Origin of the sequence: Rhizobium sp. WYCCWR 11128 (assembly GCF_013416305.1) — a bacterium.
Taxonomy (GTDB): Bacteria; Pseudomonadota; Alphaproteobacteria; order Rhizobiales; family Rhizobiaceae; genus Rhizobium; species Rhizobium indicum.
Window position 1 is genome coordinate 852,031 of the sequence record NZ_JACCEZ010000002.1, and the last position, 13,574, is coordinate 865,604.

The window sequence follows — 13,574 nt, forward strand, 5'->3', positions numbered from 1 at the left end:
ATGAAGGCGGGCAGCGGGATTCCTCTCTGGATCGTCGCGCTGCTCGCAGCTCTCTGTCTTGCCGTGCTCGCCTGGACGACCTTCGGCTTCGTCGTCCCGTTCAAGCACGAGACCGGCCAGGCGGTGCTCGACACCTATTTCGCCGGTTACGACGAGTCGGCGGTCTTCCACATGCAGAAGCTGCTCGATGAGAACGAGACGGCGACCGGGCTGCTGCGCGCCATGTATTTCGGGCCGGAGCTGATCTTTCCGGCATTGCTGACGGCGCTGCTGTTCCTCGCCTTCCTCAAGCTCGGTCCTGTCGGTTCGTGGTTCGGCCAATCGGTGCATCCGGTCATTGGCAAGGCGGTCTACTTGCTGCCGTTCATTTACGGCATCGCCGACTACGCCGAGAACATCTCGAGCCTTATGGCCTTCGGCAAGGGTGCGTCCGCAAGTCTTGCAACACACCTGCTGCCGTGGATGACGCGGCTGAAATTCGCAAGCCTCGCCATCTGTTTCATCGTCATCGCCCGGCTTGCAATTGCCCGCTGGCTCTCGCCGCGCCAGGACTGAGGCGCCGTTATTCCATCCAGCTCCATGTCGAAAAGCCGGGACACCTGTGCCGACGTGCTTTAGCGACGCAGGTGCCGATGGGGCGTTGCCCTATGCTGGTATCCAGCTCCCCTTTCGGCTAATGCTCGCGACGAAAGCGGAAGCGGAAAGGAAACGGCCACACATGACCGGCTATCAAATCTTCTGGCCACTCCTCGCCCATGTGGCCCTGGTCTATGGTCTTTATGCGCTTCTTGGGCTTCGGCGCGCAAAAATGCTCCGCGCCGGCAGCATCGCGAAATCGGATTATCGCGAAAACCGTGACGAGCCGGCCGAGAGCCTTGCCGTCAAGAACTGCCTCGCCAACCAGTTCGAACTGCCTGTGCTCTTCCATGTCTGCTGCATTCTTCTTTATATCGCGGACGCCGACAATATCGTCACCGTCGGGCTTGCCTGGATCTTCGTCGCCCTGCGCTACGCCCACGCCGCCATCCATGTCACCAGCAACGATCTGCGTTATCGCAGCCCGATCTTCGCTGCCGGTTACCTGGTGCTTGCCGCCATGTGGGTCTGGCTTGCCGCATGGATGGTGATGAGCTGAGGCGACAGGCGCTGCCGCCCCATCATTTGCCCGTAAGTGTTGCAGGCCGACGACGCAAAATGCCGGCATCGGCGCCTAAATGGCCGCCGGACGATGAGTCATTCCCAACGATATTGCTTTCACAGTGAAGAGGCGGTGGACCAGTCAAAACATGCGCCTAAAGCGTGCGACGTAAGGCTGTTGTTCCCGCGGCCGATGAATATTTCAGTAACATGGTTACTAATATTTAAATTGATTGGTCTATTTCTGCGCGAGCGAATGACGGTGGGGACGATTTGCGAGCGAGCATGGGCGAAAGGATGTGTGGAGCGGCAATCCATGGGATGGCCATGCTGCGACTTGCGGGTTTGGCGAGCACTGCGGCGCTGGTCCTGGCCGTGCAGCCGGGATGGGCGCAGGTCATCACCGGCAATGACACGGAGATCGTCGATGGCAACGATCCGGGCGGTGCCGGCCCGGGCACGCAACCGAGCCCATGGACAATCAATACCGACCTCCTCGTGGGCGACCAGAACGGCGACGACGCAGCCCTTATCATCCGCAATGGCGGCGCCGTCAGCAATGACATCGGCGTGCTCGGCGTCGACCCGGGCGCCAGCGGCACGGTGACGGTCACGGGGGCAGGCTCAACCTGGACCAATGCCGACGACCTTTATATCGGCAATGAAGGCACCGGCACGCTCACCATCGAAAACGGAGGTGCTGTCGACAATATCAACGGTTATATCGGCTATTTCTCCGCCGCTGCCAGCGGCACGGTGACGGTGACAGGCAGCGGCTCGACCTGGACGAATTCGCAGGATCTCACCATCGGCGATAGCGGCGCCGGTACTCTGATCATTTCCAATGGCGGAACGGTCAACAGCGCGTCCGGCTATATCAGCAATGATTCCACCGCCATCGGCGAGGTCATCGTTACCGGCCCGAACTCGGTCTGGAGCAACTCCACCGAAGTCTCGGTCGGCACGGCCGGCGCGGGATCACTGACCATTTCGAACGGCGGCTCGGTCACCGGCAGCCTGGGTTATGTCGGCTTCAGTACGAACGGCAGCGGCGTGGTCAGCGTGACGGGCACGGGATCGAGCTGGATCAGTTCCAGCGCGTTGTTTGTCGGCGAATTCGGCTCGGGCAGCGTGACGGTCGAGAACGGCGGCATGATTTCGGCTTCCGGGGTTGTCATCGCCGACGATTCGGGCGCCACGGGAACGGTAGAACTTGTCGGCAGCGCCGGAAGCGGACGCGGCGTCCTGGAGACCGGTTATATCGACAGGGGCGCCGGTGACGCCGGCCTCGTCTTCGATGGCGGTATTCTGCGTGCAACGGGCAATGAGGCGAATTTCCTGGGCGGGTTCAACGCCGGAGATGTCATGCTCGATGCGGGCGGCGCCTTTATCGACACCAACGGCTTTGCCATCGGCATTGGGACGGATCTGCAAGGTGCTGGCGGTATGACCAAGCAGGGCGCCGGCACGCTGACGCTGTCGGGCGCCAGCAGCTATGGCGGCGTGACCACGGTCGAGGCCGGCACTTTGCAGGCGGGCAGCGCCAGCGCCTTCGTGCAGAACGGCGCCTATGCGGTCAATGGCGGCATACTCGATCTCGGCGGCTTCGACCTGGCCATGGGAGAACTTTCGGGAAGCGGCGGCGAGATCGCCATCGGCGGCGCCGAACTCACGCTCGATCAGACGAGCAACACCACTTATGGCGGTATATTCTCCGGCAGCGGCGACGTCACGATGCTGGGCAGCGGCACCTTGCGTCTGACCGGCAACAGTTCGGGCTATGCCGGCACGACCACGGTTTCGGACGGACGCCTGATCGTCAATGGCAGCCTTGGCGGCATCTTGATGATGACGGGCGGCACGCTGGCCGGGTCGGGTCATATCGGTACGGTGACCGCCGGCGCGGGCGTCACCATCGCGCCGGGCAACTCCATCGGAACATTGACCATCGGCGGCAACCTCACCCTCAATCCCAGTTCCACCTATGAGGTCGAGGTCGATCCGGCTGGCACTGCCAGCGATTTAATCTCGGTCACGGGCATCGCGTTCCTCAATGGCGCCAGCGTTGCCCATGTCGGGATGAATGGCGACTACCAGCCTTTCTCGACCTATACGATCCTGACGGCCGCCGGCGGGATCAACGGAACATTCGGCGCCGTCACGTCCGATTATGCCTTCCTCTCGGCGAATCTGTCCTATGATCCGAACAACGTCTATCTGGAAATCGAACGCAACGACGTGCGTTTCAGCGACATGGCCCGGTCGCGCAACCAGATGGCAGCGGCAGAGGCTGCAGAGAATCTCGGAACTGGCAACGATATCTACGACGCCATCGTCACATTGCCCGATGACGAGCCGCTGATCCAGGCCAGTTACGACGCGCTTTCCGGTGAAATCCATGCCTCGATCAAAACGGCGCTGATCACGCAAAGCCTCTTTGTCCGCGAGGCCGCCAACGAGCGCCTGCGTTCCGCGTTCGGCGATGCCGGTGCCGGCGTGATCCCGATTCAGGCTTTCTGGCCGGGCGGCCCGGAACTCGTCGCTGCCGATCCTTCGGACGCGCCGGTTTTCTGGAGCACGGCCTTTGGCGGCGCAAGCGAGACGCGCACGGACGGCAATGCCGCCACACTCAACCACCAGACCGGCGGGTTTCTCGCTGGCGTCGACGCCATGTTCGATGACGTCAGGCTCGGCCTGATGGCCGGTTACAGCAATTCCCGATTTGATCCGAGGCACCGGAGCTCATCGGGATCAAGCGACGATTATCACCTCGGCCTTTACGCCGGCACGCAATGGGGCGGTCTCGTCTTCCGCTCCGGCATCGCTCATACGTGGCACGAGATCGAGACCAGCCGCAGCGTCTTTATCGGGAGCTTCGAGGACAGGCTGGAAGCGAGCTATAATGCCGGCACGCTGCAGGCATTTGCGGAGCTGGGCTATCAGTTTGATACGGCGGCGGCCTCTTTCGAGCCCTTCGTCAATCTCGCTCATGTGGGTATTCGAACGGCGGGTTTCACCGAAGAGGGCGGGGCGGCTGCGCTCCACAGCTCCAGCCGCATGACCAACACCACGATCACCACGCTTGGGCTGCATGCTGAAATGGAGATCCGCCTGGGTGAGACGAACGCCACCCTGCGCGGCATGTCAGGCTGGCGGCACGCCGCCGGCGACATCGTTCCGCTGTCGACGCAGGCTTTTGCCGGAGGCGACGCGTTCACCGTCGCCGGCGTGCCGGTGGCAGAGAACGCCTTGGTTCTCGACGCCGGGCTCGACTTCGACCTCACCGGAAGCGCCATCCTCGGCATCGCCTATTCCGGCCAGATTGCCGATAACGCGCAGCAGCATGGGGTTAAAGCGGCGCTGTCGGTGAAATTCTAGAAACGTCCCGATTTAAATACGAGATGCATTGCAGCGCCCCCGCGTCTTTTCAGGCGCGTAAGGACATTGCAACACTTTGAGTTGCAGCATAATGCCGTAGAGCCCCGTTTTTCATACGCTTTTGCCGGTCGTTAAAATGCGAGTGTTTCCATTTACGGCCGATGAAGACCTGCATGTCATGCCTTCCGGCGCGAACAAAAAGAATGGGAACGACATGGGCGCGGAAAGCATGGATCGGATCGGCTTGCGCAGGAAGCCGAAGCAGGAGCGCAGCATCCAGAGGCTGGACCTCATTCTCGCCGCCGCCGCCAAGATCATCGCCGAAAAGGGCGTCAGCGCCATGCGGATGACGGAACTTGCCATCGCCGCCAAGGTGCCGATCGGTTCGGTCTACCAGTATTTCCCGGAGAAGGCGGCGATCGTCAAAGCCCTGTTCGACCAGCACGCCTCGGCGATCCAGGCGAAGATGGCGGCGATGTTTGCCGACGTTCAGTCACTCGACCAGGCGCAGGACGTCGTCTGCGCCACCATCGACTGGTATTACGATTCCTACCACAACGATCCCGTCTATCTCGGTGTCTGGATGGGAACGGAGACCGATCAGGATCTGCTGCAGTTGAATATCGAGCACAGCGGTCACGTCGCCGGCATCTTCCATGACGCCGTGCGTCAGCTGGCTCCCGACCTTTGCGACGAAGAAATGTATGCGCGCACTTACCTATTCAGCCACCTGATCGGCGCCGTCATCCGGCTTGCCGCCGTCAGCGAGGAGGCCTTGGCGCGGCGTATGCTCGATGAGTGGAAGCGCGTCATCCGCGCCTCCCTTTTCGCCACGACCCTGCCGCGCGCCGCCTGAGAGCGGCTACCAGCTTGGGACCATATTGGCCGCCTTCAGCCGCGGATAAAGGCGCGCCTGGGTAGATTTGACGTCTGCCTCGAGGCTGTCGTCGACGACAGTGGGCGTGATGTTGTCGAGGCAGGCGGTGATATGCGCGGTGATCGCGTTCATCAGCGAGAGCGAAACGCCCGGTCGCTTCATGATGCCGATCTGCACCGGCGGCAGCGCCGGGAAGCCGTCCGCCTGGCTCAACACCTTCATGCCCGTCCGCAGCGCCGATTCCGGCATCACCGAAACCGCCATGCCGGCAAGCACAGCAGCGGCAACGACGGTGCAGGACCAGCTGGTGAACAGGATCTGGTGCTCGCGCCCCACAGCATCGAGCGCCGAGCAGGCGAGCTGGCGCCACTGGCAGTCACGCCGGCCGACGGCAAGCGGCACCGGCGCGTCGTCGCGGATCGGATGGTTGGCCGAACCCACCCAGCAGAGCGGCTCGGTTCTCACCACATCGGACATGCGCTCACGCGGATTGTGGGTGACGAGCGCGATGTCGAGCTCGCCCTTATGCATGCGTTCGGCAAGATCCACCGAGGGCTCGCAGACGATATAGAGCTCGACATTCGGATGCGTCTTGGCGAAGCGGCCGATGATCTCGGGCATGTAGCGGTCGGCATAGTCATCAGGCGTGCCGATCCGCAGCGTCCCTTCCAGCCTGTTGTCGTCGAAGGCCGCGATCGCCTCATTGTTGAGGCGGATGATGCGCCGGGCATAGTTGAGCAGCTTTTCGCCCTCGACCGTCAGCCGGTTGCCGCGGCCGTCCTTGATGAACAGCTGCTTGCCGATGCGCTCCTCGAGACGGCGCATCTGCATGGAGACGGCCGATTGGGTCTTGTAGACCCTGTCGGCGGCCTTGGTGAAGCTGCCGGAATCGACGATGGCGATGAAAGTCTGCAATTGGTCGAGATCAAGAGGCGCGGACATGTTGTCACCCATAAAGATAGCTGATGATAATCATTAGAAACATTCGTTGGACTGATCAATAGGTCTTTGGCATCTTCGGGATGCAAATCAAGCAAAGTGAAGGACAGACACCCTGCCTGTCCGAGCGAATTCAGCCTTGCTCCTTCCCGCACGACCTCGCGGGAGGGGTGGGTTGTTGCGCGCCTGAAAGAAATCGAAAGAAAGGAGAGTCCCATGCGGATGACAGACAGAACAATAGAACTCGACTGCGGCAAGCTCACCCCGACGTTTCCCCAGCGTCTGGCAGCAGGCCTCGCACCGTTGACCTCCCTCTTTCGCGGGTTCCGCAATCGGATGGAGATCAACACGCTGCACGATCTGAGCGACGCTCAGCTGAGGGATATCGGCCTTAGCAGGGCCGACCTGACCTCCGCGTTCCTGGCGTCGACCTTTTTCGAGGACCCGTCGGAACATCTGACGCGCTCGGCGCGCAATCGCTGGCGCCTGTCGCTCTTCCGCTCCTACGAACAGTAGGAGCGGCGAGTTTCCCCGCAGGGTGATAGCCAATAGCCCTGCCGCTTGACCCGGTGATCGGCTTTCCCAAGCCATCTCCGGGTTTTTTTATGCGCTAAAGCATGTCGCGCAAAAGTGTGTCGCGGTTTTGCGATAACGACATGCGCAAAAATCTAAAGCATGTCGCGCAAAACTGTGCCGCGGTTTTGCGGCAACGACATGCGCGAAACCAACCACCTAAAGCGTGGCAAGCGAATCTGAAAGATCGCGTCGCGCTTTAGAGCGCTATTCGCCCTTGTCCGAGGAGGGCTTCGGCCGATAGGTTTCGAAGATCGCTTCCAGGTTCCTCTGGTAGTTCTTCTGCACTTCCAGTCCGCTGTCGAACATGGCGTTCAGCATCTCGGTATAGCTGTCGGCATTGAGCTTCGCCTCTTCCTTCGGCGCCTCCGGCGTCTTGGTCTTGGTCGGGGCCGCCGGCTGCTGGCCGAGCCCGCCCATCATCTCCTGGAACGCCTTGGCAAAGGGATTGTCGAGGAAGGGGTTCGGTTGAGATGTCGCTTCCGGCTTCGGCACCGAAAACATCAGCTGCATCGCCTGCGTGAAGGGATTGTCGAAGATGCTGGGTTCCGGAGCGGTCTTCGGCTTCGGCGCAAAGCCGGTGCTTTCCAGCCACTTCTGGATGGTCTCGTTCATCGCGGTGTTGACGAAGGGGTTGACCGGCGAGGCCATCTGGCCGGTCGTCTGTTTGAACAGCCCGCCCATCAGCGTATCGGCGAGCACCGGCAGCATCCGTTTGTAGATATCCTGGCCGATGCCGGTCATCTGCGCGGCCTGGGCCGCGACCGCACGCGAAACCTCCTTCGAACCGAAGAGTTGAGCAAGGATATTGTTGCCGTCGGAAATGCCCTCCGGCGTGAACGCCCGGTTCATATCCTCGAAATATCGCGCATAATTGCCGGAGGAGACCGCCTGCATCAGCCCGACGAAATCATAGGGATTGCTGGTGCTGCGCTTCAGCCCTGCGGAAAAGGCCGGCATCAGCGCCGCCATTGCCTTCGTCGCTTGTTCCTGCGCAAGGTTGAACTGCCGGGCGATCGCCTCCATCGCCGCGCCGTTCTGCGCCTGCATCATCATGTCGAAGAGTGGCAGCATGGAGGTCCCTTTCCCCGAGTCGTGACGCGTGTCACGTCACTATATCCGGAAATGGTAATGTGCAAACGGCTTTTTGCCATAAGAACTTAGGGAGGAATTTTTTTGCTGGAGCATGCGGTCGAGCCTCAGCGGCAGATCAGTGGAACACCGCCGCCGGCCCTCTCGCTTTAGGACATCATCGGTTCGGGATGGGAGGCGCGTGTCGGGCAGTGTTTATGCTCTGCTCGGCAAGGCGGGATGTTTTCAGATGCTGCCGGAAAAATGTCTTGAAGTCGCGAAAGCTCGCAAATCCGAGAGCGGTGGCAACGCGAACGACGGTGGAGGGGGAGACGGAGCACTTGAGCGCGACAGAAGCGACGGTCCCGAACGCGATCAGTTCCGGATTTGTGAGCGCCATGCGGGCAGCGCGTTCCTGCTGTTCGGGCAGCGTCAAGCCTGTCTTGACGATCATGGCCTTGAGTTCGGTCAGATCGGTCGGCCGCTTGAGATTTTCCTCAGAATTCATGACCGCGGTTCCTTCGAGATGCAGTGCGCCGGCTCCGGACGCACCGCGGTTGGCCTTCAGTCCAGCGGGATTGCCTGCTTTTTCGAAACCGATGCGATGCAGGCAAGCGCGATTGCGAGTGCATTGCGAGCATCCGTACCCGTCGGCCCTTTGGGTAGTTCACGGTTACGAACGGCGCGAACGAAAGAGGCGAGCTGGGCCGTATAGCCGTGAACGAAGTGCTCGGTGTCGCGGCGCCATGTGTCGTTCGAGACGCCATTGCCGTCGAAGAGCGTCATGCTAGAGCGGCGCACGTCGCCCATCGTGACCATCCCGCCGGAGCCGAAGACTTCGCCGCGAATGTCGTAGCCGTAGAGGGCGGAGAAGTTTGCCTCGGCGACCGCGATCGAGCCATTGTCGAACCGGATGGTCACTACAGCCGTATCGAGGAAGCCTTTCTCCCGGGCATCCGGCCGGATGAGGGCGTCGGCCATTGCATGGACCTCGACGGGCTTTGCTCCGGGATTGAGCCAAAGCAGCGTGTCAAAGTCGTGAATGAGGGTTTCGTAGAAAATCGTCCAGAGCGGAATGCGATCGGGATCGGCGCCGAACGGGCCGGGATCGCGCGTCAGCGAGCGGATCAGCTGCGGCGCGCCGATCTTTCCCTCGTCGATCGCGGCACGGCCTTCGGCAAAGGCCTGATCCCAACGCCGGTTGAAACCGACCTGAAGGGGAACGTTGGCCGCGCGTGCCGCTGCAATAGCGCGATCGGCATCCTCCAGTGTCAGCGCCATCGGCTTTTCGCAGAAGATCGCCTTGCCGGCTTCGGCGGCCTGGACGAGGATATTGGTGTGGAAGCGGGCAGGTGTGGCGATGATCACGGCATCGAGCCCGGGATGGGAAAGAAGCTCCGCGACGCCGGTATAAGCGGTCTCGACGTCGAGCGTCTCGCCGAGCCTGGCGGCAGCGCCCGGTGCGGGATCGGCGATGGCGACGAGATTGGCGTTGACGAGGCGGCGGGACACGGTCTCCCCATGAAAGGAACCGATGCGGCCGGCGCCGATGAGGCCGAGATTGACGGGTTTGTTGGCTGGCATGGCAGCAATCCTGTGCGTATCGAGATGGATCAGAGGGTGAAGGCGGTGCGGAAGGCTTCAAGCGCGGCTTCGGGATCGCCCGCCGACCAGGCTTCCATGCCGACCGGGCCGGAATAGCCCATGGCGTTCAGCGCGCGGGCGATGCCGCGCCAGTTGATTTCGCCGGTCCCCGGCTCGCAGCGGCCCGGCACGTCGGCCACCTGGATTTCGCCGATCCAGGGCAGGCATTTGCGGCAAAGCTCGATCAGGTTCCCTTCGCCGATCTGGGCATGGTAGAGGTCGAGATTGAGGCGAAGCCGGGGGTGATCGACGCTCGAGACCAGCGCCAGCGTGTCTTCCGCGCGTCCGAAGGGCACGCCCGGATGATCGACCGGATTGAGGTTTTCGAGCGTGAAGGTGACGTTTTCCTCTTCGGCCATGTCGACGATCCGGAGGAGCGTGTCGCGCGCTTTCAGCCACATCGCGCCGGTGACCACTTCGACCGGCTGGACGGGTAGGCCCCCATCTCCGAGGCCGGTGCCGTGCAGGTTCAGCCGCTGCACACCGAGCCGCTTGCCGATCTCAGCGGTTTGGCGCGCCGTCCTTAAAAGTTCGGCGGCGCCCTCGTCGTCGGTCAGGCGGCCGGTGAGATAGCCGTTCATGATCGTGAAGGTCGCGCCTGTTGCCTCCAGTTTGGCGAGGTCGTGCTCCGGCCAGTTCCAGAGACCGACGCCGAAGCCCATTTCCTTCAGGCGCGCGGCGCGCCATTCGATCGGCTTGTCGCGCCAGAGCATTTCGGCGCAGGCGGCAAGCGGGAAGGGGGAAGTCTTGGCAGCACTCATGGCAGGGTTTCCATATCAAGGGTCTGAGGTGGTGAGAGCGGCGCGAGCGCCGCATCGTAGTTCGGGGTGAAGGTCGGTCAGATCGTTCCGCCGAGTTCTTCCGACAGGGTCTGCAGCTCCTTGCCGCCGGCCATCAGGTTTTGAAGGTCCTCGATGCCGATCTCGCTCTTCGAATAGGTGCCGAGCGTGCGGCCGCGGTTGAGCGCGGTGAAGCGGTTGCCGACAGCATAGGCGTGGCGAACATTGTGGGTGATGAAGATCACGCCGAGGCCCTTGCCGCGGACCTGGTTGATGTATTTCAGTACCATCGATGTTTGCGCCACGCCGAGTGCCGATGTCGGTTCGTCGAGGATCAACACCTTGGCGCCGAAATAGACCGCGCGCGCGATCGCAACGCATTGGCGCTCTCCGCCGGAAAGCGTGCCGACGGCCTGCTCGGGATCGCGCACATCGATGCCGATCCTGTGCATCTCGTCGCGCGTCACGTTGTTTGCGTGTTCCATGTCCATGCGCTTGAAGGGGCCGAAGCCTTTGAGCGGTTCGCGTCCCATGAAAAAGTTCCGGGTCACCGACATCAGCGGGATCATCGCGAGATCCTGATACACGGTGGCGATACCGGCATCGAGCGCGTCGCGCGGACCGGCAAAGGCGCGCGGCTGCCCTTCGACCAGGAATTCTCCCGATGTCGGCTTGAAGACGCCGGCGAGCGTATTGATCAGCGTCGACTTGCCGGCGCCGTTATCGCCGAGAAGGCAGAGCACTTCGTTGGCATTGACGGTGAGCGACACGCCGTTCAGCGCAATGATGGAGCCGAAGTGTTTGACGAGGTTCTTCACCTCGACGAGGGGCGTCTGAGACATGCTCATCAGCGTTCTCCCGTGACGCGTTTGCGAATGACATTGTTGAAGATCACCGCGATCAGCAGCATGCCGCCGAGGAAGACGAGGTACCAATCCTGGTCGATCGAGGTGTAGGTCAGGCCGATCAGCACCATGCCGAAGACGATCGAACCGAAGAATGCGCCGATGGCCGAGCCATAGCCGCCTGTCAGCAGGCATCCGCCGATGACGGCGGCGATGATGGCCTCGAACTCCTTCTGGAAGCCACGGCGCGCATCCGTCGAGCCTGCGTCGAGCACGGTCAGGATGGCGACCAGCGTGGCGCAAAGGGCGGTGATCACGAAAAGCGTGGTCTTGACGCGGGCAACCGGAACGCCCGATTTTCTGGCGGCGCGCGGATCGCCGCCGGCTGCGAAGATCCAGTTTCCGAAGCGGGTTCTGAGCAGGACCCAGGTGGCAAGAACGGCGATGCCGAAGAACCACAGGATCTCGACCGGAATTCCCGGCACTTTCGGCGTGCCGTTCGGGAAGGTCTCGATGATCCCGTGCCCGGCGAGCCATGAGAACAGGCCGATAAAGGCGTCGCCCGAGAAGAATGGCGCGAGCGGACTGCCGGCTGCGGCTTCCTTCATGCCGCGCAGCTGGGTGGCGCCGCCGCTTGCCCATTTCAGGCCGACGAGCGTCAGGCCGCGCAGGATGAACAGGAAGGCGAGCGTGACGATGAAGGAGGGAAGGCCGGTCCGCATGGTGATCTGGGCGTTGGTCACGCCGATCACGGCGGCGAAGGCCAGCGCAACGAGGATCGCCACGCTGAGCGGCAGGTGCAGAACGACGAGGGCGGTGCCGAAGACCAATCCGGCAAAGGCCACCATCGAGCCGATCGACAGATCGAATTCGCCGCCGATCATCAACAATGCCGCGCCGATCGCCAGAATGCCGAGCTGCGCGGCCGGCGCCATGAAATTGATCACGCCGGCCAGCGTGAACATGGCGGGATTGGCGGTGAAGAAAAAGAAGATGGTGACGAGCACCAGACCGGCGACGGCGCCGAGTTCCGGCCGCCGCAGCAGCGCGGTCAAACCCGAAACCTTTTTCAGCCGCTCATCGGATCGGGTGGCAGCCCCATTCTGTTCATTGGCGAGCGTCATGGTTCATTCCTCAAGGATTGGTCGTTGCCGTGCGTGCGCCTTCACGCGTGGAGGCGCGGCGTTGGAGGCAGCCTCCGCCCAGGCGGAAGCTGCCGCGGCTCCGCCTCAGCGGATGCCCTGGGAGGATTTCTCGATGACCGATGCGGCCGCATCCTTCTCGACGAAGCTCGGGCCGGAGGCGACGTTGCCTGCCGGGATCGTGCCATATCGAGCGTTGAGCGCCAGGAAGGTCACGGGGAGATAGCCCTGGAGGTATGGCTGCTGGTCCACCGCGAACAACGCCTTGCCGTCGGCGACAGCCTGCAGGAAGCCGGCGGACAGATCGTAGGATGCGACCTTGACCTTGTCGCCAGCGCCCATCTTCTCGACGACGGCGACCGCACGCTCGCCGACGAGCGGAGCCGACAGGCCGAGAACGACATCGATGGACGGATCGGAGGTCAGAGCCGCCTGGATCTTCGCTTCAATTTCGGCCGGATCGGCCGTGGTCGGCAAAACGGTTACCGTGCCGCCTTCAAAGCCCTTCTCGGTGCCGGCGCAACGCTGATCGAGCGCCGCGTTGCCAACTTCCTGGTTGACGCAGAGGACGTGCTTCAGGCCGAGAGATTTGAGCTTGGCGCCGACCTTGACGCCTGCCGGCAGTTCGTCCTGGCCGACATGCAGCTTGATGCCGAGTTTTTCGGCAGCGGAAATGCCGGAGTTCATCGAGATGACCGGGATGCCGGCGGCAACGGCCTTTTCGATCGCCGAACCGAGCGCATCGGGATCGGGGTTCGAGATGACGATGCCGGCAGGGCTCTGGTTGACGGCGGCTTCTATCAGCTGCGCCATCGCCACCATGTCGAAGGTTTCGGGAGCGCGATAGTCGACCTTGACGTTGCTGTCCTTGGCCGCCTGCATCATGCCGTTCTTGACGATCGACCAGAACGGATCGGACGCCTGGCCGTGGGTGACGGCGATGATCGTCGGCTCCTGGGCCTTGGCTCCGACAGCCGCCGTGGTCGCAACGCCAAGGGCGAGGGCGCCGAATGCGAGCTTCTTCAAAATAGATGTCATGTCTTCCTCCTCTAGGCCATCCACTCCTCAGGATGGCAAAAACGAATGCTACCGGGTGCAAACGTGCTTGCTACCGGGTGCAAACGGGTGCATCTTATTCACGGATGCGCTAAAATCAAGCATTCATTTCATCTGAATCATAAAATGGAAT

Annotated in this window: 13 protein-coding genes; 5 read left to right on the forward strand and 8 right to left on the reverse strand. The window is 62.0% G+C overall.

The window, feature by feature from the left end; translation table 11 throughout:
* The 4 genes from HX898_RS11830 to HX898_RS11845 all read left to right on the forward strand — a co-directional run bounded on the left by HX898_RS11830 (window position 1) and on the right by HX898_RS11845 (window position 5,371).
* A complete protein-coding gene (locus HX898_RS11830; protein WP_180194735.1) occupies window positions 1–555 on the forward strand; it encodes a hypothetical protein in 555 nt (184 codons plus the stop codon).
* 163 nt (window positions 556–718) lie between these two features.
* Window positions 719–1,135 (forward strand): MAPEG family protein, encoded by a 417-nt coding sequence (locus HX898_RS11835; RefSeq protein ID WP_138328946.1) that lies wholly within the window; start codon window positions 719–721, stop codon window positions 1,133–1,135.
* Window positions 1,136–1,464: 329 nt separating this feature from the next.
* A complete protein-coding gene (locus HX898_RS11840) occupies window positions 1,465–4,515 on the forward strand; it encodes an autotransporter domain-containing protein (RefSeq protein ID WP_246697906.1) in 3,051 nt (1,016 codons plus the stop codon).
* Window positions 4,516–4,729: 214 nt separating this feature from the next.
* Entirely contained in the window at window positions 4,730–5,371 is a 642-nt protein-coding gene (locus tag HX898_RS11845; RefSeq protein WP_138328944.1) for a TetR family transcriptional regulator, read from the forward strand.
* A 6-nt stretch (window positions 5,372–5,377) separates the two neighbouring features.
* On the opposite strand, the gene HX898_RS11850 is transcribed toward HX898_RS11845, so the two are convergent.
* The gene (locus HX898_RS11850) at window positions 5,378–6,334 is read right to left on the reverse strand and encodes a LysR substrate-binding domain-containing protein (RefSeq protein WP_138328943.1); all 957 of its coding nucleotides are present in this window, start codon (window positions 6,332–6,334) and stop codon (window positions 5,378–5,380) included.
* Between the two features lie 213 nt (window positions 6,335–6,547).
* On the opposite strand from HX898_RS11850, the gene HX898_RS11855 reads away from it, so the two are divergent.
* Window positions 6,548–6,847 carry a DUF1127 domain-containing protein gene (locus HX898_RS11855; RefSeq protein ID WP_138328942.1) on the forward strand — a complete coding sequence of 100 codons (300 nt, stop codon included), beginning with the start codon at window positions 6,548–6,550 and terminating at the stop codon, window positions 6,845–6,847.
* Between the two features lie 264 nt (window positions 6,848–7,111).
* On the opposite strand, the gene HX898_RS11860 is transcribed toward HX898_RS11855, so the two are convergent.
* The 7 genes from HX898_RS11860 to HX898_RS11890 form a co-directional block, all read right to left on the reverse strand.
* Window positions 7,112–7,978: a DUF937 domain-containing protein gene (locus tag HX898_RS11860; RefSeq protein ID WP_138328941.1), complete on the reverse strand. Its 867-nt coding sequence runs from the start codon at window positions 7,976–7,978 to the stop codon at window positions 7,112–7,114.
* Between the two features lie 175 nt (window positions 7,979–8,153).
* The gene (locus HX898_RS11865) at window positions 8,154–8,483 is read right to left on the reverse strand and encodes a MurR/RpiR family transcriptional regulator (RefSeq protein WP_094086673.1); all 330 of its coding nucleotides are present in this window, start codon (window positions 8,481–8,483) and stop codon (window positions 8,154–8,156) included.
* Between the two features lie 56 nt (window positions 8,484–8,539).
* Window positions 8,540–9,559, reverse strand: coding sequence for a Gfo/Idh/MocA family oxidoreductase (locus HX898_RS11870; RefSeq protein WP_094086672.1), 1,020 nt, complete (start codon window positions 9,557–9,559; stop codon window positions 8,540–8,542).
* A 29-nt stretch (window positions 9,560–9,588) separates the two neighbouring features.
* On the reverse strand, window positions 9,589–10,380 hold the full coding sequence (locus tag HX898_RS11875; protein ID WP_180194737.1) for a hydroxypyruvate isomerase family protein: 792 nt from the start codon (window positions 10,378–10,380) through the stop codon (window positions 9,589–9,591).
* 77 nt (window positions 10,381–10,457) lie between these two features.
* Window positions 10,458–11,246, reverse strand: coding sequence for an ATP-binding cassette domain-containing protein (locus HX898_RS11880; protein WP_029872562.1), 789 nt, complete (start codon window positions 11,244–11,246; stop codon window positions 10,458–10,460).
* Window positions 11,246–12,367, reverse strand: coding sequence for an ABC transporter permease (locus HX898_RS11885; protein ID WP_097620998.1), 1,122 nt, complete (start codon window positions 12,365–12,367; stop codon window positions 11,246–11,248). Before HX898_RS11885 ends, HX898_RS11880 begins: the two co-directional genes overlap by 1 nt.
* 105 nt (window positions 12,368–12,472) lie before the next feature.
* Window positions 12,473–13,423, reverse strand: coding sequence for a sugar ABC transporter substrate-binding protein (locus tag HX898_RS11890; protein ID WP_138328939.1), 951 nt, complete (start codon window positions 13,421–13,423; stop codon window positions 12,473–12,475).
* Window positions 13,424–13,574: the final 151 nt, after the last annotated feature.